Genomic DNA, 21,924 nt, shown 5'->3' with positions numbered 1-21,924 from the left:
GCCTTCATGATGCTTCGCCCCGGCCGAAAAATGCTTGCGGGCGCTTTCGTGCTCGGACTTTGCGCCACTGCGGCCGCTGATGACGTGCTTTTCGAAAACGTCCGCATCTTCGACGGAAAGGGCGCCGCCCTTTCGGCTCCGTCGAATGTGCTCGTCGAGGGCAATGTGATCGCGCGGATCTCGACAAGTCCCATCGAGGCTGAAGGCGCGCAGCGCATCGCCGGCAACGGGCGAACGCTGATGCCGGGGCTGATCGACGCGCATTGGCACGCGATGCTGATTGCGACCGGGCCGGCTGAGGCAATGGGCGACGTCGGCTTCGCCAATCTTGCGGCCGGCGACGAGGCGACGGATACGCTGATGCGCGGCTTCACCACCATTCGCGACGTGGGCGGGCCGGCGTTCGGTCTCAAGCGCGCGATAGATCAGGGCATCATCGCAGGACCCCGCATCTATCCGTCCGGCGCCATGATCACGGTGACCAGCGGGCATGGGGATTTCCGCCAGTTCAGCGACTTGCCGCGGAGGGTCGGCGGCTTGTTCACCCCCATGGAGAGGAACGGCGGCAGCATCGTCGTGGACAGTCCCGACGAGGTGCGTTTGCGTGCCCGCGAGCAGTTCATGCAGGGAGCCGTGCTGCTTAAATTGACGGCGGGCGGCGGAGTGTCGTCGCCCCACAGCCCGCTCGACGTCACCACTTTCACCGCGCCCGAACTGCGGGCGGCCGTTGAAATTGCCGAGAATTGGGGCACCTACGTCGCCGCGCACGCCTTCACCTCGGATGCGATCCGGAAGTCTATCGCGGCCGGTGTGAAGTGTATCGAACACGGCTTTCTCATGGACGAGGAAACCGCCAAGCTGATCGCCGAAAAGGACGTTTGGCTGAGCTTGCAGCCGCTTCCCGAATTGATGAGGACAGGCCTCCGGGAGGGTTCGGTCGAGCGCGCCAAGGCCGATGAGGTGTGGCCCGGCATCGGCAGGACCTACGAACTGGCAAAGAAGTACAAGATCAAGACGGCGTGGGGAACCGATGTCCTGTTCTCGCGCGCGCTGGCGAAGCAGCAGGGGGCAATTCTCGCCTCGCTTGTCCGTTGGTACACGCCTGCCGAAGCGCTCGCCATGGCGACCGGGACCAATGCCGAACTGCTGGCTCTGTCCGGCAAACGCAATCCCTATCCCGGCAAGCTCGGCGTGGTCGAGCAAGGCGCGCTCGCGGACCTATTGCTCGTCGAAGGCAATCCGCTGGAGAAGATCCACCTGGTGGCCGATCCTGCCAACAACTTCAAGATCATCATGAAGGACGGCGTGATCTATAAGAACACGCTGACCGAGTGAGGAATAACTGAGCCGCCTGTCTTGTCTGGGCGCCGCCGATGGCCTGCTGGCGTAGAGCGCTGGCATTCCACAGCCGAGCAATAAGGAATGGCCGCTTTCCACCCCATCGAGGACGTGCCCGACAAGGCGCTGGAAACCTGCAAGCGGAAATCGATTCCGTCTTGAGCGGGGCCGCGAGCGGACAGGCAGCTTTCAGCCGCAGTCTTGAATTTGCCGACGTTGGCGTCGGCGTGGACATAGTCGTGACAAAGCCCTGAGTAGCCGTTCGTGCCAACTTCGGAAATGATTGGGTTCGGTTCCAGCGTCTCGGCGATACTCCGCGCCTTGTCATCCACCGACCAGTGGCGACGCCCGCCAATTTGCCTAAGAACGGATCACACTGCGCTGGGAGACGACGGCCAGCACCGACAACTGGATCAGGTGAAACAACATCAGCGGCAGCACGATGAGCGCGATTTGAGCTGCGTCGAACAAGATGCCGGCCATCGGCAGCCCGGTCGCAAGGCTCTTGGTTGAACCGCAAAAAAGAAGCGCCAGACGATCACCTCTCGGGATGCTTGCAAATCGGCTCACGATGAAGACGACGGCCATCACGACACCGAGCAGCAGAACGCAAAGAACGACCAGAAAGGTTATGTCGGACCAGGAAAGACGTTGCCATATCCCGGCGGCAACCCCTGCGGAGAAGGCGGAATAGACAATCAGCAGGATTGAGCCGCGATCGACAATCATTGTCGCCTGCTTGTTCCGGTTTAGGACATCCGCCAGCAACGGCCGCAACAATTGCCCCAGCAAGAACGGAAAAAGGATTTGCTGCGCGATCTTCCAGACGGCGCCGAACGGGTCGCCCTCACTCGTGCTGGTATGGAGCACTATAGCGAGCAGAATCGGGCAGAGCACCACGCCTATCAAATTCGATAGCGAAGCCGCGCACAGGGCGCCGGCAACATTGCCGCCGGCAACCGACGTAAATGCAATGGAACTCTGCACGGTGGACGGCAGGCAACCGAGATAGATGAGGCCGAAGCCGATCGCTGCCGGGAACCAGGCGTGCGAGAGGCCGAAAAGACCCAGGGCAAGCACGGGGAAGAGGATATAGGTGCAGGCCAGGCAGCCTGCCTGAAGCTTCCAGTTCGTCAGGCCGGCAAGCGCGGCGGACAGCGAAAGCCTGGCGCCATACAGGAAGAACAGCAGGGCTATCGCCCAGAAAGTCACCTCTGAAAGCCCCTTTGCAAATCCGCCTCGCGCAGGAACAAAGGCGGCAAGGACCACCGTTAGGATCAGGATGATCAGGTAGCGATCCAGGCCGACGCGCTTCAGCCCGGCCTCAATAGTCCCCAGCAGCATGGTTGGCCGAACTCCGCGTCTTGATTGGAAATGAATGTCGCTGGGCGAGCCCCTGCGTCAGATGGCGGGGTTTGCGAAGTCTCCGGCAGAACGATTCAATTTGATCGGACATCGCTCTAGATTCCGAGCGCAACGCCGTCTTTTCTCGATTCCGATGCACCGGTCAGGGTGTCGTTCTCCCAGTCGATGCGGATCGCTTGCGCGCCGCCGATCGGATCCTGCGCCGGAGTGAAGGTGAAGCCTCGCCGTTCGAGTTCGGCTTTGGTCGAGCTGTCCAACGTGTGCTCCGCCTCGACCTCGGTCCCGCGGGAGGTCGGCATCACGCGCGGCAGGTCGATCGCCTCCTGGAGGTCCATGCCGTAGTCGAGGACCTTTGCGATCAGATGGGCATGGCCGAGCGCCTGATAGTAGCCGCCCATCACGCCGAATGGCATCTCCACCCTGCCGTTGCGGGTCGCCATGCCGGGGATGATCGTGTGAAGCGGACGCTTCGACGGTCCGATCAGATTCGGATGGCCGGGCTTGAGCGAAAAACTCTGGGCGCGATTGTGCAGGATGACGCCCGAGCGAGGCGAGACGAGGCCGGCGCCGAAACTATCGAAGATCGAGTTGATGAAGCTTGCCGAGTTTCGATTTCGGTCGACGACCGAGATATAGACGGTGTCGCGATGGAGCGGCATTTCGAAGGGCGGCAGGTCGGTCAGCGCCTTTCCCAGGTCGATCATTGACGTAAGCTTGTCGGCCAGCGCGTCCGACAGCAACTCATCCACGGGTACATTCGCCTTGACCGGATCGGCGATCCAGGCGTCGCGGGCGGCATAGGCAAGGCGCGTTGCTTCGATCTCGACATGCAGCCGGTCGGGCGATTGCGGATCCCCTTTCGCTTCGAAGCGGCTCAGGATATTGAGGATCAGGAGAGCGATGATCCCCTGGCCGTTCGGCGGACATTCATGGATCCCATAGCCGCGAAAATCGGTGGCCACTGGGGTCACGTACTCGCCGCGCGCCCCACTGAAGTCTTCCATCGTGTGGAGACCGCCGAGCGAATTCAGATAAGAAACCATGTCCTCGGCGACCGGTCCCTCGTAGAATGCGCCGCGTCCCCCGGCAGCAATGCGTTTCAGTGTTGCCGCCAACTCCGGCTGACGGTGAACCTCGCCGATCTTTGGCGCCTTTCCGCCAGGGAGGAAGATCCGCGCAGCCGTCGCGTCGGCCGCGAGCAGTCTTTGTTCGAGAGACCAGTCGCGGTGAACGCGGGGGGCGATCGCGTAACCTTCCTCGGCAAACCGGATCGCGGGCGCGAGCACATCGGCAAAGGCGAGCCGGCCGTGATCGGAGTGGAGGCGTGTCCACGCTTCGATCGCCCCGGGGATCGTTACCGCTGCGGGCGACTGGCGTGGCACCTCCACCAGTCCTTGCTCATCGAACCAGTCGGCAGTGAGGGCCGCCGGGGTGCGGCCGGACCCGTTATAGGCGATGACCTTGTCGGAACCATTGGGCGCATAGAGCGCAAAACAGTCGCCGCCGATTCCCGTCGAACCAGGTTCGACGACGCACTGCATCGCGCAGGCGGCAATGGCCGCATCCATGGCATTACCACCCGCCTCCATGATCTGCAGCGCCGTGAGGGTGGCCGAAGGGTGCGAGGTCGCTGCCATCGCATGGCGCGACACGGCAACGGATCGCGTCGGCTTCTCGAAGTTGCGCATTTCATTCATTCTCTTTGTGGTTGCCACAAGGCATGTCTCAGGCCCGCGCCCGGTAGGGCGTGAGCCAGGTTTCCAGCGCGTTCAGTGCCGTGATGATTGTGAAATTGAGCGTGAGATATATCGCGCCGGCGGCCACAAAGACCTCGACGGCGCGATATGTTTGCGAAATGAGCCCCTGCGCAATGCCAGTGACCTCCATCAGCGTGATGATCGATGCCAGCGACGTGCCCTTGATCATGAGGATGATCTCGTTGCTGTAGCTCGGGATAGCTTGGCGTAGCGCCAAAGGCAGAACGACGAGGCGCAACGTTAGGAGCCGGGACATGCCGAAGGCGGAGGCTGCCTCGATGAGGCCACGCGGCACGCCTTGCATCGCCCCGCGCAGGATCTCGCTGCCATAGGCAGCGGTATTGAGGCTGAGCGCGATGATGGCGCACCAGTAGGGCTCGCGGAACAGCCACCAGAGCCCGATCGCCTGGAGCGATGGACGGAACTGGCCGAGGCCGTAGTAGATGAGGAAAATCTGTACAAGCAGGGGCGTGCCGCGAAAGACCGCCACGAAGGACCGGATGGGCCATACCAGTATCCAGTGGTTTCCCTGTTGTGCCAGTGCGAGCAGCAGGGCCGCGACGAAGCCGATGCTGATCGACGAGCCCGCAAGCTGCAAAGTCAGCGGCAAGCCGAACAGAAGGGTTGGAATGATATCGAGAAAGAAGGCGAAGTCGATCACGCGTGGACCGTGCCCCGCCACGCCCGGGCCTCGCTGTAGCGGAAAACCGATGCAGTCACGGCCGCAATCACGAAATAGAGCGCGCCCGCCGCTACGTAGAAGACGAAGGGCTCTCGTGTAGATCCGGCGCCGATCTGCGCTTGTCGCATCAGTTCGACGAGGCCTATCACGGAAATCAGTGCGGAATCCTTGAGTACCAGCTGCCAGACATTTCCGAGCCCCGGCAGCGCGTGGCGCATCAGTTGCGGCACGATGACGAGACGCAGCGATTGAAAACGGGTGAGGCCGAGCGCCTTGCACGCTTCGAACTGGCCGCGATCCACGGCCTGGTAGGCGCCGCGATAGACCTCGCCCTGATAGGCGCCCGATATGATGCCCAGGGCCAGCACGCCGGTCGCGAAGGTCGGCAGCCCGATGAAGCCGGCATAGCCGAAGAATTCGCCGAGTTGCGTCAGGGCGATGCTGCCGCCGTAGTAGAGCAGGTAGATCGTCAGGAGATCGGGGACGCCACGAAACACCGTGCCGTAGACGTTCGCGAGCCAAAACGGGATGCTGCGCGACGAGAGCCTGCCGCCGGCGGCCAGCGCGCCGAAGGCGGCGCCGAGGAGAAAGCCGAGGACCGACAACGAAAGCGTGACGCCGGATGCGATAAGCAGGGCGCCTCCCCAGCCGCCCTGCGCCAGCGCGAGAATATGCGTGATGTCCATTATGTCGACCGAAGCCTTTCAGCGCGCTGACTGGCGTAACGGCTCGCGCTGTTTCGCCAGGCACGTGCGCCCGCGCCTACTTGACCGGCGTCACATCCGCCTTCAGCCATTTTTCCGAGAGGCGCTTGATGGTGCCGTCGGCGATTGCGCCGTCGATCGCTGCGTTCAGCATCTCCTTCAGCTTGACATCTTCCTTGCGCAATCCCGCACCGGTTCCGAGGCCGAACAGACCGCCTACGAAGCCCGGCCCGGCGATTGTGAAATCGGCGAACTCAGGCTTTGCGAGCGTCGCGGCGAGCGCTGTCTGCTGTGCGAACAGCGCATCGATGCGGCCAGCCGCCAGGTCGAGGTCGTGCTGCTCGGTCGTCTTGTACTCACGGATTTCGATGGTATCGGCAAAGTATTTCTTCAGGAACTCGAGCATTTGCGTCGCCGCCTGGACGCCGACCACCTTGCCCTTGAGGAGCGGCTTCAGCTTCTCGATCGCCGCGGCGGACGCCTCCTCGTCGTTCAGGTTGTATTTCTCGGCCAGCCGGCCGAGCTTGCCGAGCTCGCTGTCCTTCGCCACGACGAACGCGCCTGGATCGACCGCATAGGGCTGCGTGAAGTCGATGATCTCGAGCCGCTTCGGCGTTATGAACATGCCGGCCATGATCACGTCGAACTTGCCGACCTTCAGCGACGGGATGAGCCCGTCCCAGTCCTGGGCGACGAAGGTGCACTCGATCTTCATCCGGGTGCACAGATCGTTGGCGAGTTCGATCTCGAAACCGTCCAGCTTGCCGTCGGCGGTGGTGAAGTTCCAGGGAGCGTAGGCGCCCTCGCTCGCGATGGTTATCGCCTTGGGCGCCTCCTGAGCCAGTGCGGCGTGCATGAAGCCTAGCATGCCGAATGCGGTCGCTATCGCGGCCAAACGACGAATTTTCATGTGCTTCCCCTTTCATGGGCCGATCTGTCTGATCTGGCGTTCTAGCGACCCTGGCCCGGTCTCGTCGCCGGTTCGAGGGCCATTCTTGTCCGGCCGAGGTTGGTTCACCGGCTCGGAGTCACGAACTCGGCAAGCGTCGGCGCCGTGCCGAGGATATGGTCCTGCACGACCTGTTCCGCGTGGCCTGCGTCGCCCGATCGCAATGCCGCGATCACCGCCGCATGCTCTTCCCGCGCGGAGAGCGGCTTTTTAATGTAGTCGAACCAGATGCGCATGTAGGGCTCGATTACAGCGTGAAGCGCAGAAATCTGGTGGATGAGCTTGGGCCTCTGGCTAAGCGCACATATCCGGCCATGGAATTCCTGATGGCGAACGACCCAGTCGCTGCTGCCGCTCTGGCCCGCGCGCTCCATGCGATCGAGCAGGCGCTCAAGATCTTCGAGTTCCTCCTCGTCGATCCGTGGCATCGCCAGCCTAACCGCCAGTCCTTCCAGAACGGAACGTATCTCGAAAATCTCATAAAGTTCATCGACGGTCAGGCCGGCGACGACACATCCCCGATTGGGTCGCAGAATCACCAACCCGTCGGAAGCAAGCCGGCGAAAGGCCTCCCGCACCGGCATCCGGCTCATGCCGATCTCGGCCGCGATCTCCTCGGGAATGAGACGGTCGCCCGGCTTGTAGCGACCGAGGCGCAGGGCCCGCTGAACGTGCCTGTACGCCTCTTCCTCCGCGGTGGCGGCAGTGCGTGGCTCTGTGGAAAAGGCGGCTGGCATGATGCCTCGTGGATTTCTGTATCCACGTATACTTGTCTAAGCCGGACCTAGCGTCAATACCCGCTCGTTGGCGGCGTCGGTCTTGGCGACTCGTCTCCCTCGATATCGACACAGGGTGGAGTCGCGGCGGCTCCGAGCCTCGCGAAGTTTGCAAATTATCCGGATGGGACGGTCGACGGGGCAGCAGTGGTCTCACCGCAACTGGGGTGGTCCTTGATGGAAGCGCGGAAGGTGTTTGTCGCTGCTAGCAGCTGCAAGGATGGACACTGTCAGCCGGAATGTTTGCCCTCGAGGTGTCCCCGTGGAATGACGGCCCGCGTCGAAAGTCGGCTACCGCGCGCGACTCTGCGAATTTGCCATCCAGTACATTTGATGCAATCTGCAATCATGAAGATATCGGGGTCCGATCTCCACCTGTTTCGTGTCTTTGAAAGCGTGGTCCGCAATGGCGGCATATCTGCAGCGCAGATGGAATTGTCGCTTAGCCAGCCTACAATCTCCAACCATCTGACCGCGCTTGAACAACGGCTTGGCGTGAAGCTCTGCGAGCGGGGGCGTCGCGGGTTTACGCTCACCGACGAGGGGCGCCGGGTCTACGAAATCAGCACGGAAATCAGCGGGATGCTGGACGCCAACTCGGCCCGCCTCTTGCGCCTCAGAAGCGCCTTGGCGGGAAAGGTGGGCATCGGCATTGTCGACTGCATGGCGACCGACCCCAGTTTCCGGATTTCCGACGCGATTGCCGAGCTTTCCGAAACCGCACCGGAGATCGAGTTGAATCTCAAGATCATGCGGCCGAATGACATAACCAAGGCGGTGGCGGAAAACGACATAGACATTGGAATAGGCGGTTCCGACATCAAGGTCGCGAGCGTGAGATACCACATCATCTACCGTGAAGAGCACGCGGTATTTTGCGGATCGTCGCATCCCTTGTTTCAGCGAAAGGAAGAAGAGATCACAAGTGCGGAATGCGACCGCCATCCATGGGTCCACAGAGGCTATTGGTATGGCATCCAGCGCCACCGCTTCGACAACTCGGCCGCAAACCGCGTAGCCTTCGATATCGAAGCGCAGCTCTTGATGGTCCTGTCAGGCGCCTACCTCGGGGTCTTGCCGACACATTTTGCGGGCATCTTCGAACAACAGGGCAGGCTGCGCCGGCTTCCCCTTGCCGATGAAGCCTATTTCGCCGAGATCGAGGTAGCCACGCGCGCGGGTGAGCAGGCCGCCAACGTCACCCATGTCCGGGACACGATCATCAAGGTACACCGGAAGCATTTGTGAAAACAAATGTATTGGTTTTCTGAATGATATTCCAGCGGCGCCGGCGGAGGTCTAGGCTCTAGCCCGGCTGGGGATGCGCAGGGCAAAAATGTCACCTGCGCACCTTCCCTGCCAAATGTGCAGCAGCGATTTTGGCCGCCGGTCGAGCAGTCTGATCCTGCCTTCAGGGGATACAGATGAGCACGGCTACTCTGCTGCTTCGCAATCTTCCCGGTTTTTCCCTGGAAACGACAAGGCGCGTGGTCGCAAGTCGCTATGGGATCGATGGGACATACAGGCAACTGGTTTCCGAACGCGATCTCTCCTTGCGCATCGAGAGCACCGACGGCGGCGACGTCGTCGTCAAGATATCCAATGCAAGTGAGCCCGAAGGCGTCGTGGATATGCAGGTCAAGGCCCTGCAACATATCTTCGAGCGCGATCCGGCCCTTCCGGTGCCTCGCGTTGTCCCTTCCCTCGCAGGCGCCCCCTATGAGTGGATCGAGGACGAGCGCGGCTCCCGGCACATGGTGCGTGTGCTGACGTTCCTTTCGGGCGAAGTCATGGAGCGGGTCGAGAAGGCGTTTTCCGCCCGTACTCGGTTTAACATAGGGGCGACGGTAGGACGGCTTGCCTACGCGCTGCGCGATTTTTTCCATCCATACGCAGGCAGCAATGCGCACCTCTGGGACATTTCACGTGCCCTTACCTTGCGCCCGCAGATCGCAGAGATCTCCGAGGCCAGGCTTCGGCAATTGTGCGCGGAGATTTTCGAGCGCGCCGAGCGCTTTACCCTTCCTCGATTGCTGAAGACGCGCCGGCAAGTCGTGCATCAGGATTCGCATGGCGGCAATATCCTTGTCGATCCGAACGACAGTACATCGCCGGTGGGCATCATCGATTTTGGCGATATGGGCTACAATTCTATTGTGGCCGACATCGTGGCCGCCTCCGAGACATTCTCCAAATTCGATGACGATCCGATCGCCTACCTTTGCGACGTAACGTCAGGTTTCGATTCAACATACCCGCTCGAAGAAAATGAGATCGATCTAATTTTCGATGCGATGCTCCTGCGCCTAGCGATGGCCACTGTCATCGTGGAAGCGAGAGAAGCCACGGGTGAATCCCGCATCCCGCACATCGAGGACGCAAGCCACTACCCTCGAATGATGGAGTTGCTGAGCCGTCAAGGTCGCGCGCAAGCGGTCCGCCGGCTTCGCCAGGCATGCCGGTTTCCGGCGTATGGCGCCGCGAGGGACGACGGCGATCAACTCGCGCATGACTATGACGCGCTCAGGCATGGGCGCGAGGCTCACCTGGGGCCGATATGGCATTTCTACGAAAAGCCGCTGCACATCACGCGCGCTCGCGGAGCCTGGATGTATGCCGCCGACGGCACCGCCTATCTTGACGTTTACAACAACGTCCCTCAGATCGGTCATTGCCACCCGCACGTAGCGAAAGCGATATACCGCCAAGCCAGCGCGCTGAACACCAACACGCGGTACATGTGCGACGTCGCGGTCGAGTATGCAGCGCGCCTGACTGCCGACCTGCCCGATCACCTCGACACCTGCATCTTCGTCAACTCGGGCAGCGAAGCCAACGATCTGGCGATGCAGATCGCCATGTCGCTCAGCAAACACGATGGCGGTTTGATCGTCGACCAAGCCTATCATGGGTGCACCGACCTCACGACGGCGCTCTCCAATGAAAGCTGGCGTCATCTTCCCCCTGATGCCCATCCCAGACGGATCGAAACCCTGATGGCCCCGGATATGTACCGGGGGCCTTTCGCAAACGACCCTGAAGCAGCAGCAAACTATGCTGCCGACGCCGACAGGGGGATCGCTACCCTCCGCGAAAGGGGCCACAGGCCGGCGGCGTTCATGGTCGACACCGCCCTGTGTTCAAGCGGGGTGCTGCGGGCCCCAGAAAACTATTTCAATCTCGTTGCGGAAAAGGTTCGCTCAGTGGGCGGGTTTGTCATCGCGGACGAGGTACAGGCCGGTTGCGGTCGCATTGGAACCTTTTGGGGGTTCAGAGCAAACGGGCTGAAGGACGACAATGTTGATTTCATAACAATGGGGAAACCGGTCGGAAACGGCCACCCTCTGGGCGTCGTCATCCTCAGCTCGGCACTCTTGAAGCGGTTCCTCGATGGCACCTACCCGCTGTTCTTCAGTACCTTCGGCGGCAACACCGTCGCATGCGCGGCCGGCATGGCCGTGCTGGACGTCATCGAACGGGAAGACCTGGTCAGTCGGAGCGCTGACATCGGAGACTACCTGCGGCAGGAGCTTAGGCGTCTGGCCGAACGGCACGCCATCATCGGCGACGTACGCGGACTTGGCATGATGACCGGCGTTGAATTGGTGTCCGATCGTCTCACGAAGGAACCGGCTGCGGCACAAACCGAGCGGCTCGTTCAAGACATGCTTGCCCGGAACATCCTCACAGGGAGGGCCACGCCCAACACGCTCAAGCTCCGCCCACCACTGATCTGGTCTCGAGAGGAAGTCGACATTTTCGTCGGCGCTTTCGACGACTGCCTGGAAAGGCAGCGACAAACTCTGCCGGGGACCCATCTTGAATGATCTCTCGAGCGAGGAACGCATGGCTTGCCGCGGAGTGGCAGGCCGAACCAAGACAGGAGCAACTTCATGAAGAAGCAGCTATTTGGACTTGCTGTCACGATGACGGCAGCGCTGATGTCCACGGGCAGCTCGTTGGCGCAGGACAAGGTCGTCAACGTCTACAACTGGTCTGATTACATCGACAGTTCAGTCCTTGAAAATTTCACCAAGGAGACCGGCATCAAGGTCGTCTACGACACCTTCGATTCGAACGAGATTCTTGAGACCAAGCTGCTAACCGGCGGGTCCGGCTATGACGTGGTGGTTCCCGCCGGACCATTTCTGGCGCGCCAGGTTCAAGCCGGCGTGTTCCAGAAGCTCGACGAGGCCAAGCTGCCGAATCTCGGGAACATGTGGCCCGAAGTCATGAACCAGCTGGCGAAGTACGATCCCGCCAACGAACACGCCGTCAACTACATGTGGGGCACCACTGGCATCGGTTATAATGTCGACAAGGTAAAGGCCCTGCTTGGTGACGTGCCGATCGACAGCTGGGACGTGCTCTTCAATCCGGAGAATGCAGCCAAGCTGGAAAGCTGCGGCATTAATATCGTCGATGCCCCTGACGAACTTTTCGCCATCGCTTTGAACTACCTCGGCAAGGACGGTGACAGCAAGAAAACCGAAGACCTCGAGGCCGGCGGCCAGGTCTTCGCGGACATCCGCCCCTATGTCCGAACCTTCAATTCGTCGGCCTATATCGAGGGTCTCGCCAACGGCGACATCTGCATTAGCATCGGCTGGTCGGGCGACATACTGCAAGCGAAGATCCGCGCCGAAGAGGCCAACAACGGGATCGAGATCAACTATCTGATCCCGAAGGAGGGAACCTTAATGTGGTTCGACAACCTTGCCATTCCGGCGGATGCCAAGAATGTCGAGGAGGCCCACGCGTTCATCGATTACTTGATGAAGCCTGAGGTCATCGCCAAGTCATCCAACTATGTGCAGATGGCCAACGGCAATCTAGCGTCGCAGAAATTCCTCGACGCGGCGGTGTTCAAGAACCCTTCGGTCTATCCGAACGAGGAAACGCTCGACAAGCTGTTCACGACCTCTCCCTACGAGCACAAGGAGCAGCGCGTACTTACCCGATTCTGGACCCGGATCAAAACAGGCGGCTGAGGGGAAACGGATGGGGCGGTCACCGCCCCATTTCTTTTTTCGAACGGCGTCCCGCGGTGGAGGCCTGCCGCCACGAGATAGCCATGCGACAGACGATCGCGGGCGGGGCATGGTGAAATAGCTGGGCCTCTAGAGCGCGGGTTCACGCCGCCGGCGTATCGGAATGCGAAGCCGTTCACATCAATCGCCGACTTTGGTTCCTATGTGCGAATTTGGAGGAAGAATGCCGTTCCTGGATCTGACCCATCCCGAATTGGGCGCCTATGTCAGCATGGTCGCCATGCCGGGCGACTTCGCCCGGTTCTGGACGTCGACCATCGCCGAGGCCCGCCAGGCCGGCAGCGAGGTCAGCATCGTGCCGGCCCAGACCACGCTCAAGGCGATCCAGTCCTTCGATGTCACCTTTCCGGGATTTGGCGGTCATCCGGTCAAAGGATGGCTGATCCTGCCGACACACCACAAGGGGCGCCTGCCCCTCGTCGTGCAGTATATCGGCTATGGCGGCGGCCGCGGATTGCCACATGAACAGTTGCACTGGGCAGCGTCAGGGTTTGCCTATTTCCGGATGGATACACGTGGGCAGGGGGGCGATTGGAGCGTCGGCGATACCGCCGATCCGGTCGGCTCGACCTCGTCCTTTCCCGGCTTCATGACGCGTGGCGTACTGGACAAGAACGACTACTATTACCGACGCCTGTTTACCGATGGCGTGCGGGCGATAGACGCTCTCGTAGGGCTGGACTTCGTCGACCCCGAACGCATCGCGGTCTGCGGCGACAGTCAGGGCGGCGGCATTTCGCTCGCCGTTGGCGGCATAGACCCGCGCGTTAAGGCTGTAATGCCCGACGTGCCGTTCCTGTGCGACTTTCCGCGCGCCGTGCGGGTGGCCCTGCAGGATCCCTACACGGAAATCGTACGCTTCCTGGCGCAGCATCGAGAAAAGAAGGCGAAGGTCTTTGAAACGCTCAACTATTTCGACGGCGTCAACTTTGCTCGCCAGTCCAAGGCGGCGGCGCTGTTTTCGGTAGCCCTGATGGATGAGGTCTGCCCGCCCTCAACAGTTTATGGCGCCTTCAATGCCTATGCGGGCGATAAGACCATCGTAGAATATGAGTTCAACAACCATGAAGGCGGGCAAGGCTACCAGGAGCGTGAACAGATGGTGTGGCTTAGCGGGCTGTTCGGTGTCGGCTGATGACTATCGGTCCAGCACCGGATGGTCACTGTCAAACGCGTAACGCTCTGGCTGACTACAGGTTGGCGAAGATGGTCGTCCCCATCGATGTTGAGAACATCAGCGCCGAGGTTGGTGCATTCAGCTCACGCGTGGCCGGCCGATCCATAAACCCTCGGTCATTGTCTTCCCGGTTCAGAAATCTGGCGCCTTTGACATTGTTGTCACGGTCTCGGCAACGCCAGAGACTGCCCAAACGACTGATGGGACGTCCGCTTTTTAGTCTGGCAGTGTTCATAGCTCGATGACCGCAATGGGGGCACGTTGCGGTCGACGTGCGGCGGCCATCTGAATGGCCGCTTTCCCAGCTTCGCCGGCGAGAAGCGGTCGGGCAGGAATCCACCGACAATGAACGGAACAGCAAGATTGTCGGGCGCGTCGGAGTGGTCATCCGCACTGCGTCGGATGACCGCCCAATGTCAGATCTCGGTTCGCTCAGCGAGCAGCAGCGCGTCCTCAACATCGACGCCGAGATATCGGACAGTGTTCTCGATCTTGGAGTGACCGAGCAGGATCTGGATGGCGCGGAGATTACCCGTCGCCTTATAGATCATTGATGCCTTCGTGCGCCGAAGCGAGTGAGTGCCATACTCTTCTGGGCGCAATCCGATCGCAGTCACCCACTCGTCGACCAAGCGGGCGTACTGCCTCGTGCTCATGTGGTTCGCGTGATCGATGCGGCTCGGGAAGGCATAGTCCTCGACCGTTCCTCCACGCCTTTCGAGCCAAGCCAGAAGACTGGCTCTGACGTCGCAGGTGATCTCGAACTGAACTGGACGACCTGTCTTCTGCTGCACGACGATCGCCCGGGTCCGGATTTCCGGCCCGGCGACCAGATCTCCAATCCTGATCTTGACCAGATCGCAGCCGCGAAGCTTGCTGTCGATTGCCAGGTCGAACAGGGCACGGTCACGAATGCGTCTCCCTCGATCGAGGAAGAAGCGCACAGCCCAGATCTGTTTCTGTGTGAGCGGACGCTTTGTCCCTACCGTTTTTCCAGCGTTCCAAGCTGCGCGTTCGCGACTGGTATCATCGTATTGAGAATGGCCCATGTGAGTTCTCCTCGGCCGTGATTGGCCAGAGGAAGAACGGCATCGCCAGCATCACCGCTCAGGGGCCGGAACCGGACTGTCCGGTGCTGGCGTCACATCGCGGGGAACTGCCGTTCGCCCCGACGATAAACGCTCGTAGCAGGCTGAAATGACCGTGCCGGCCCGTTTCCAGGATGAAGCGCTTCATTCAAGCCAAGAGTGCGGGACCAATCGGGCAATAGACGTGTTACAGGTGGCGGAAAATTATCCACGGGCCCTCACGGATGAACTCGGATGATCGTCTTCCCAGCGCTTCGCCCGGTCGCGTTGAAGGCGGCAACCGCGTCGTCAAGGGTCGAGATCTTGCCGATGTTCGTCCGCAGTCGTCCGTCCCGCACACGCTGGACGATTTCTGCCAGTTGGGCGCGATCGGACTCGACGACGAAGTCGACCGCCAGGCCGTCTGCGGGTCGCGCCTCGGCCGGTCCGACGACGGTCACCAGCGTTCCTCTGGCTCGGATCAAAGCCGCGGATCGCTTCTGTATGTCACCGCCGATGACATCAAACACCAGATCGACTTCGCCGACGTCTTCCAGCGCATCCGTTTCGAGGTCGAGGAATTCATTTGCACCGAAATCGAGCGCTTTCTGTCGGTCGGCGGCGCGTCCGGTGCCGATGACATAGGCGCCGGCCTCTCGTGCGAGCTGCGTCACCATAGACCCGACTGCGCCGGCCGCGCCATGCGCCAGGACGCTCTGCCCCGCCCGAAGGCGGCCATGCTGGAACAGCCCCTGCCACGCCGTCAGGCCAGAGATGGGCAGGCTCGCGCCCACCGTGAAATCGACATCCCCCGGCAAGGGCGCCAGGTTGCGGGCCGCCATGGCGACATACTCCGCCAGCGTGCCGTCGCGGTGCCAGTCCGCGAGGCCGAACACGCGCTGTCCCACCGACAGTCCCGTGGTGCCATAGCCGAGGGCGGTGACGACGCCGGCAAGCTCGTGCCCGGGGATGGATGGTGTACGGTCGTGGTCACGGCGATCAGCCCAGGTCGAAGGCCAACCGAGTTCGGTGTTCACAAATCCCGCTGCATGAACGCGGACAACGACGTCGTTTATCGCCGCCTGCGGCTCGGGTCGCTCCACCAGCTTCATCCCGGCCGTTCCCGCAGCCTGATCGGTTACAACGATTGCTCTCATCGGGATGCCTCCTCCGTCGCCTGTCTCTGGTGGAAATGCCGCCTGCCGGCCGGTATGGGTAGCGAACCGGTAGCGGTCATCGATGATTTCAACTGTCGCAGCGCGGAACGGAAATTGCCAATAGCCGGCGTGCATAGTTTCCATGCGGATCGGCCATTGCCGCACTCGGCAGCGCGCTGGCCGACCTGACGGCGGCACCGGAGATGCGGTGAGGGAAGAGCGATGGAACTCAACCAGATTCGATATTTCCTGAACCTGGCGGACACCCTCAACTTCACCGAGGCAGCCATGCGGAGCGGCGTGTCCCAGCCGACGCTCACCCGCGCGATCCAGCGGCTCGAACAGGAGCTGGGCGGAACGCTGGTCTATCGCGATGGGAAAGACAGCCGGCTGACGTCGCTTGGCCGCGACATCCGATCCGAATTTGCCGCGATCGCCGACAGCGAGCAGCGGGTCCGGGCGATATCGCTCAACCGGGTACGCGGCCGCCGCGAGACCCTGACGCTGGGCATCGTGAACACCATCGCGCCGGCGCTGATCACCGGCTTCGTTTCGCACGCCCTCCGCCAGATGCCGATGCTTGAACTGGTCCTCCGGCCGATCACCCGCGACGAAGGGCTGGATCGTCTCCTCGGCGGTCAGATCGACGGGTGCTTCTGCACGGACCCGACAGCCGGAAACAGCAAGATCGCCACCGTCGAGATGTTCAGCGAGCGGCTCCTGCTGGCGATGGCGCAAGGGCACAGCCTGGCGAGACAGCGCTCGGTCTCGCTGTCGGACCTGTCCGAGCAACCGTACCTCGATCGGCTCCAGTGCGAGTTCCGCACGCGCGTTCAGAACCATCTGCACGAGCGCGCGATCATCATGATACCGCGGCTCAGATCCGAACGTGAGGATCTGATCCAGCAGGCCGTGGCGGAAGGCGCTGGCGTCTGCATGCTGCCGGAGCGCTCGGCAATCGTCGACGGCCTGGCGTTGCGCCCGGTCGATACGCTGGATCTGTCGCGCACGGTCGCATTCCAGTCGATCTCAGGATCGGGAACGGCGGCGGCGCTGCGGCAGCTCCGCGTGCTGATCGAGCGTCACGCGTGGTCATGAATTCTTCAGACATGCCGGCGGCACATCGAAATTATAGTCGCGGCGTATTGGACACCTTCGGGCCGGGTATCCATCTTGGGGACAGGAATTCGATGGAGGACCCATGGCCACCTACAAGAAGACAGAAGCCGCGATCGCCAGCCTGTCGCCCGAGGAGTTTCGGGTGACGCAGCAGAGCGGCACCGAGCGGCCTGGGACCGGCGCGCTCCTCTACAACAAGGAGCCCGGCATCTATGTCGATATCGTCTCGGGCGAACCGCTGTTCGCATCGTCGGACAAATACGAATCCGGCTGCGGGTGGCCGAGCTTTACCAAGCCGATCGAACCCGCGAACGTGGACGAGCTGCGCGACGACAGCCATGGCATGATCCGCACCCAAGTGCGTTCGACGCATGGCGACAGCCATCTCGGTCATGTTTTCACGGACGGGCCGAGCGACCGCGGCGGCCTGCGCTACTGCATCAATTCCGCCTCGCTGCGCTTCGTGCCGCGCGAGGAGATGGAAAGCCAGGGTTACGGAGAATATCTCAACCAGGTGGAGGACATCCGATGACGACTGAACGCGCTGTTCTCGCCGGCGGCTGCTTCTGGGGCATGCAGGACCTCATCCGCAAGCTGCCGGGCGTGGTCTCGACCCGTGTCGGATACACGGGCGGCGACGTGCCGAACGCGACCTATCGCAATCACGGCACCCATGCCGAGGCGATCGAGATCATCTTCGATCCCGCGAAGACCACCTACCGCCGCCTGCTTGAGTTCTTCTTCCAGATCCACGACCCGACGACGCTGAACCGGCAGGGGAACGACCGCGGCACGAGCTATCGCTCGGCCATCTATTTCACCAGCGATGAGCAGAAGGCCGTCGCGCTCGATACCATCGCCGATGTCGATGCATCGGGACTGTGGCCGGGCAAGGTCGTCACCGAAGTCGAGCCGGTCGGCGATTTCTGGGAGGCCGAGCCCGAGCACCAGGATTATCTCGAGCGCATCCCGAACGGCTACACCTGCCACTTTGCCCGCCCCGATTGGGTGCTGCCGCACAGGGAAAGCGACGCCGCCTAGCCGATCCGGTGCTCGCGGCGTCGCGCGGCGAGTTCCCGCATGGAGGATTTCATGGAAACGGGAATCGTCGGCCTGCATGCTCCTCCGCTGGAGGATATCCGTTGGATAGATGAAGATGGCGCCGGGCGCGGCCCGTTGTCCCTGGCCGAACTGGGACAGGGTTTCAGGATACTGTATTTCTTCCAGGATTGGTGTGCGGGCTGCCATGCGCATGGCTTTCCCACATTCGTGACCCTCGCCGAAAAACTTCGCGGCAAAGGAGTGTCGGCCTGGCGGCTATCCAAACCGTGTTCAAAGGTTCGGACGTCAACACCTTCGATCGTCTGCGGGAGAATCAACAACGATATGGGCTGCGTGTTCCCTTCGGGCACGCCGCCGCCGATCCTGCCTCAGCAGACACCATGCCTGCGATCATGGCGGCATATCGCTCCGGAGGAACCCCGTGGTTCGTTGTGATCGCGCCCGATGGCCGCGTCGTGTACGACGGGTTTGGGCTCGACGCCGAGAACCTTGTCCAGGCACTTTGGCCGCTAGCCGCTCAATAAAAGAGCCCGGATACGCAGCCTGCCGGTCCGCCGTGGCCGTCTCAGGTTTTCTGGAAGTCTGCGCACGACCAAGTAAGCGTGCATCAGGCGCAAAGCCGATTGGGCAAACTTTGTCTGGACGGGGGCCGTGAGCGACCCGTCAGCTTACGGGATGGTTTTGTTGAGAAGCGGCCGTTCTGGTGCCGACCGAATTGCGGCCGGTCAAAGAGCGTTGCGGTACCCCCATAAGCAGTCGTAGCTTGCGCATTATGACCCTCGATGATCTTGGACCACGTATCTGCATCATGGGCCCGTCTAACAGCGGGAAATCGACGCTAGCGAAAGCCATCGGTCGAGCGCGTGATCTGCCCCCAATCCATCTCGATCAGCTGCATCATCGCCCAAATACAGACTGGCAGCCCCGTTCGTATAACGAATTCATCGGGTTGCACGATGAGGCCATATCCGGCGAGCGCTGGGTGATGGATGGCAACTATTCTCGGTGCCTCCCACAACGGCTGGAACGAGCGACAGGCGTGATCCTGCTCGATGCTTCGACCGGTCTCAGTCTTTTGCGGTACGTTCGTCGTTGTTGGTTTGAACGCGAACGTGTCGGAGGACTGGAAGGTGGCAAGGACAGCGTTAAATGGGCGATGATCCGGTACATCGCTTTGACCACACCTGCAAACCGTAAGCGCTACGACGCGCTCTTCGCGACCGTACGCCTGCCCAAAGTTAGACTTGCTACACCGCGGTCGCTCGGAAGCTTCTATCGTTCAGAGGGACTCGACCGATAGCGCCCGGATCTCGGACGCACCTTTCTGCGGGTTCCCCGAAAGCCGACGTTTGATTTTAGCTCGCGGGCGATGATGTCGAGGGAGGAAGATGTTTGCTCATGCTAATCCGTGGCTCGATCCGATATCCTGACCTTTCGTAGAACTCGACCGTGGCCGCGTTTGATTCGACTACCTGCAAATTCACCTTTATGCAGCCGAGAGCCGCAAGGCGACGTTCGGCCTCTACGAGAAGGTCTCGCCCAACTCCACTATTGCGATGCGACCTCAACACTGCAATACGCGAAATCCATCCCCGATGCCCTTCATAACCAGCCATCACGGAGCCAACAACTTTATCTCCGTCGAGAGCGACGAGCATTAAGTCAGGCTGAAACCTGAGTTTTTCGGCGATTGCAGTAACAGCAGCGTTCCAAGGCCCATCATTGGGAAATGCTTCTTTCCAGAGGTTATCCACGCCGGAAAAGTGCTTGCTCTCGTATGTCGTTATTAATCTCATTTACTGACCACTGATTAGATTGCCGTCCCGTGCATTACCTCAACAGTTCTGCACCGTTCTACCCCATGATTTAGCAAAGAGGCTGGCGGTGCAAATCGAAGGGCCGATTCCGGCCAAATAAGCCTGTCAGGCTACGCGTCTGATTTTGCAAGTTGCTCCCCGAAAGCTGCCTTTCGGCTTACCACCAGGTCAGCCGATCCGCATCCAGCCGTGTCGATGTTTGCCCCTTCCGACAGAAATCGACCTCGTTGCGGTCGTCCCGCTCCCTGCTGTCGCTGCCCAAAACCTGCAATAGCCTCCAACACTCGTCGCTAAGCCCGGTTGAAGGTTTTTCCGAGCCACTCGCGCCACTTGGATTCGCTCGTCGCCGTGCGTTGTTCGACATCGTCGCCGTAGAAATAGAACGCCAAGCTGGCGTTGGTGGCATCGCCGATGCCATAGGTGCCGATCAGCGCGATGCCGGGACCGGGCTGGCTCAGCCGCAACAGCAAATAGCGCTGCCTTTCGTCCTGCTCCACGCGATCGACGATGCCAGACAGTTTCTCGGGCGTTTGCAGGGTCCACTCCTCTGCGACATCGGTGCCGGCGAGACCGAACGCTTCGATCAGTTGCTTCCAGACATCGAGATGGGGCGCTTTCACGCTCGTCATGACAAGAAATGACGCAGCCTTCATGCCAGCGAAATGCGCGAGATAGATGCGCAACACCTGGAAGAAGCCGGGCCAGCCGCCCTCGAAGCCTTCCAACTGGTCGTCCCAGTCATCCGCGGAGGCGAACAGCGAATGGACCATGCGAACGACGCAGCGGTCGCCCGATCTGGCCGTCACGGTGATTTCGGTGGCGACCGGCGGTGCGCCCTCGGCCCAGTCGCGTTCGACATAGCCGAACCGCGAGGGCGGCTCCCAGACCGTCACCTCGCCCTTGGACTCTCCGTTGGGGCCGAAGTTGAAATGAATCGTCCCGCCGACGCGCTCGTCGATCGTGGTCCGCGTGAACCAGGCGGTGTTGCCGGGGCCGGTGGCCATCGCCTGCCACACCAGTTCGGGCGTGCCGGGCACGACCAGTTCCATCTCGACCCAGCGCTTGCCGCTGTCATCCTTCTTAATGGGCATGAGATATCCTTTCAGGGTTTGGCGTCGGCCGGCGCGGGGTAGGATGCGACGACGAGCCGATGCGGCCGACCGCCCGGCGCGCCGGCGTCGTGATAGCGCGCCGCAAGCGCCGCGATGGCATTGGCGAGATCGGTTGTGAAGGCTGCACGGTCGGCAGGCGACCGGAAGCGGATAACGGTATCGATCGAAAGGGTGGCGAGACGCTTGTCCTTCTTGCGGGCGCTACGCCACAAATCGCCGACCTCGCGCACGATGCGCGCCGCGAGCGCGATGAGATAGCTGGCTGAGAGTCGGTCGCTGTTGCGGGCCGGATCGGCACCGATGGGACCCAGCGCCGCCGGCGAGACGATATAGGACGAGGCCGTGGCGACCATCAGCCGCTCGGTGAGCCCGCCCCACCGACGTTCCTCTGCCGCCTCGACCAGCCCGTGGTCCTCCAGAGCCCGCAGATGATAGTTCACCTTCTGGCGCGTAAGGCCCACTCGCGTGGCGAGCGAAGCAGCCGAAGCCGGCTGCGAAAGCTCGGCCAGCAGGCGCGTCTTAATCGGGTCCAGCGCGACCGCTGCGGCGGCGGGTGTATCGATGACGTCGATTTCGAGCATGCACAATCATCGCATTGACAGGTTTTTTTGTCAATGCGTGAAGGATGTCCCACTGCTGGGAATGTATACGTCATTTGCAATCGATGTCCTGGGAGGGCGGGCGGCAGCTTGGCGGTGATTGGCCGTCTGCCGTGCACGATATCGCGCTATCGCGTGAACGATGACGCCGTCGAAAGGCAGAATTCGTCGCCCAGCCGTCCCCGTCAAAGC

At 61.3% G+C, this 21,924-nt stretch carries 21 protein-coding genes; 10 read left to right on the top strand and 11 right to left on the bottom strand.

All coding sequences use genetic code 11. The annotated features are described in order from the left end of the window. Positions 1 to 30 precede the first annotated feature (30 nt). Positions 31 to 1,335: an amidohydrolase family protein gene (locus ABVK50_RS29975; protein ID WP_353646930.1), complete on the top strand. Its 1,305-nt coding sequence runs from the start codon at positions 31 to 33 to the stop codon at positions 1,333 to 1,335. 363 nt (positions 1,336 to 1,698) lie between these two features. Here ABVK50_RS29975 and ABVK50_RS29970 read toward each other — a convergent pair whose 3' ends face one another. The 6 genes from ABVK50_RS29970 to ABVK50_RS29945 all read right to left on the bottom strand — a co-directional run bounded on the left by ABVK50_RS29970 (position 1,699) and on the right by ABVK50_RS29945 (position 7,532). Beyond that, entirely contained in the window at positions 1,699 to 2,682 is a 984-nt protein-coding gene (locus tag ABVK50_RS29970; protein WP_353646589.1) for a bile acid:sodium symporter family protein, read from the bottom strand. 116 nt (positions 2,683 to 2,798) lie between these two features. Further along, entirely contained in the window at positions 2,799 to 4,391 is a 1,593-nt protein-coding gene (ggt, locus tag ABVK50_RS29965; protein ID WP_353646588.1) for a gamma-glutamyltransferase, read from the bottom strand. A 37-nt stretch (positions 4,392 to 4,428) separates the two neighbouring features. Further along, complete coding sequence (locus tag ABVK50_RS29960) at positions 4,429 to 5,121, bottom strand: ABC transporter permease (RefSeq protein ID WP_353646929.1); 693 nt, start codon at positions 5,119 to 5,121, stop codon at positions 4,429 to 4,431. Then, the gene (locus ABVK50_RS29955) at positions 5,118 to 5,828 is read right to left on the bottom strand and encodes an ABC transporter permease (protein WP_353646587.1); all 711 of its coding nucleotides are present in this window, start codon (positions 5,826 to 5,828) and stop codon (positions 5,118 to 5,120) included. Before ABVK50_RS29955 ends, ABVK50_RS29960 begins: the two co-directional genes overlap by 4 nt. Positions 5,829 to 5,904: 76 nt before the next feature. Further along, on the bottom strand, positions 5,905 to 6,756 hold the full coding sequence (locus tag ABVK50_RS29950) for a transporter substrate-binding domain-containing protein (RefSeq protein WP_353646586.1): 852 nt from the start codon (positions 6,754 to 6,756) through the stop codon (positions 5,905 to 5,907). A 104-nt stretch (positions 6,757 to 6,860) separates the two neighbouring features. Further along, a complete protein-coding gene (locus ABVK50_RS29945; RefSeq protein ID WP_353646585.1) occupies positions 6,861 to 7,532 on the bottom strand; it encodes a GntR family transcriptional regulator in 672 nt (223 codons plus the stop codon). Positions 7,533 to 7,748: 216 nt separating this feature from the next. On the opposite strand from ABVK50_RS29945, the gene ABVK50_RS29940 reads away from it, so the two are divergent. The 4 genes from ABVK50_RS29940 to ABVK50_RS29925 all read left to right on the top strand — a co-directional run bounded on the left by ABVK50_RS29940 (position 7,749) and on the right by ABVK50_RS29925 (position 13,757). After that, positions 7,749 to 8,819, top strand: coding sequence for a LysR family transcriptional regulator (locus ABVK50_RS29940; RefSeq protein ID WP_353646584.1), 1,071 nt, complete (start codon positions 7,749 to 7,751; stop codon positions 8,817 to 8,819). Positions 8,820 to 9,058: 239 nt separating this feature from the next. Further along, positions 9,059 to 11,398 (top strand): aminotransferase class III-fold pyridoxal phosphate-dependent enzyme, encoded by a 2,340-nt coding sequence (locus ABVK50_RS29935; RefSeq protein ID WP_353647077.1) that lies wholly within the window; start codon positions 9,059 to 9,061, stop codon positions 11,396 to 11,398. A 66-nt stretch (positions 11,399 to 11,464) separates the two neighbouring features. Continuing rightward, positions 11,465 to 12,562 (top strand): polyamine ABC transporter substrate-binding protein, encoded by a 1,098-nt coding sequence (locus tag ABVK50_RS29930; RefSeq protein WP_353646582.1) that lies wholly within the window; start codon positions 11,465 to 11,467, stop codon positions 12,560 to 12,562. Positions 12,563 to 12,785: 223 nt separating this feature from the next. Beyond that, positions 12,786 to 13,757 (top strand): acetylxylan esterase, encoded by a 972-nt coding sequence (locus ABVK50_RS29925; protein ID WP_353646581.1) that lies wholly within the window; start codon positions 12,786 to 12,788, stop codon positions 13,755 to 13,757. Between the two features lie 458 nt (positions 13,758 to 14,215). On the opposite strand, the gene ABVK50_RS29920 is transcribed toward ABVK50_RS29925, so the two are convergent. Together ABVK50_RS29920 and ABVK50_RS29915 are read right to left on the bottom strand one after the other, a co-directional pair. Then, positions 14,216 to 14,848, bottom strand: coding sequence for a tyrosine-type recombinase/integrase (locus tag ABVK50_RS29920; protein ID WP_353646580.1), 633 nt, complete (start codon positions 14,846 to 14,848; stop codon positions 14,216 to 14,218). Between the two features lie 257 nt (positions 14,849 to 15,105). Next, positions 15,106 to 16,023, bottom strand: coding sequence for an NADP-dependent oxidoreductase (locus ABVK50_RS29915; RefSeq protein ID WP_353646579.1), 918 nt, complete (start codon positions 16,021 to 16,023; stop codon positions 15,106 to 15,108). Between the two features lie 222 nt (positions 16,024 to 16,245). Between ABVK50_RS29915 and ABVK50_RS29910 the strand changes: the two genes are divergently transcribed. The 5 genes from ABVK50_RS29910 to ABVK50_RS29890 all read left to right on the top strand — a co-directional run bounded on the left by ABVK50_RS29910 (position 16,246) and on the right by ABVK50_RS29890 (position 19,504). Then, entirely contained in the window at positions 16,246 to 17,121 is an 876-nt protein-coding gene (locus tag ABVK50_RS29910; protein WP_353646578.1) for a LysR family transcriptional regulator, read from the top strand. A gap of 103 nt (positions 17,122 to 17,224) precedes the next feature. After that, positions 17,225 to 17,674: a peptide-methionine (R)-S-oxide reductase MsrB gene (gene msrB, locus ABVK50_RS29905; RefSeq protein ID WP_353646577.1), complete on the top strand. Its 450-nt coding sequence runs from the start codon at positions 17,225 to 17,227 to the stop codon at positions 17,672 to 17,674. Beyond that, positions 17,671 to 18,183, top strand: a complete 513-nt coding sequence (gene msrA, locus ABVK50_RS29900; RefSeq protein WP_353646576.1) for a peptide-methionine (S)-S-oxide reductase MsrA — start codon at positions 17,671 to 17,673, stop codon at positions 18,181 to 18,183. Before msrB ends, msrA begins: the two co-directional genes overlap by 4 nt. A gap of 39 nt (positions 18,184 to 18,222) precedes the next feature. Next, positions 18,223 to 18,639 carry a hypothetical protein gene (locus tag ABVK50_RS29895; RefSeq protein WP_353647076.1) on the top strand — a complete coding sequence of 139 codons (417 nt, stop codon included), beginning with the start codon at positions 18,223 to 18,225 and terminating at the stop codon, positions 18,637 to 18,639. A 337-nt stretch (positions 18,640 to 18,976) separates the two neighbouring features. Beyond that, the gene (locus tag ABVK50_RS29890) at positions 18,977 to 19,504 is read left to right on the top strand and encodes an AAA family ATPase (RefSeq protein WP_353646928.1); all 528 of its coding nucleotides are present in this window, start codon (positions 18,977 to 18,979) and stop codon (positions 19,502 to 19,504) included. 55 nt (positions 19,505 to 19,559) lie between these two features. Here the strand turns inward: ABVK50_RS29890 and ABVK50_RS29885 are convergent, their stop codons facing one another. From ABVK50_RS29885 to ABVK50_RS29875, 3 genes are all read right to left on the bottom strand, one after another. Beyond that, entirely contained in the window at positions 19,560 to 20,000 is a 441-nt protein-coding gene (locus ABVK50_RS29885; protein ID WP_353646574.1) for a GNAT family acetyltransferase, read from the bottom strand. A 311-nt stretch (positions 20,001 to 20,311) separates the two neighbouring features. Next, positions 20,312 to 21,112, bottom strand: coding sequence for an SRPBCC domain-containing protein (locus ABVK50_RS29880; protein ID WP_353646573.1), 801 nt, complete (start codon positions 21,110 to 21,112; stop codon positions 20,312 to 20,314). Between the two features lie 11 nt (positions 21,113 to 21,123). Next, positions 21,124 to 21,714, bottom strand: a complete 591-nt coding sequence (locus ABVK50_RS29875; RefSeq protein WP_353646572.1) for a helix-turn-helix domain-containing protein — start codon at positions 21,712 to 21,714, stop codon at positions 21,124 to 21,126. Between the last annotated feature and the right edge of the window lie 210 nt (positions 21,715 to 21,924).

Source organism: Mesorhizobium sp. WSM2240 (genome assembly GCF_040438645.1).
Lineage (GTDB): Bacteria > Pseudomonadota > Alphaproteobacteria > Rhizobiales > Rhizobiaceae > Allomesorhizobium.
Note: the sequence above shows the minus strand (reverse complement) of the source record. Positions and strands in the feature narration are given on the sequence as shown.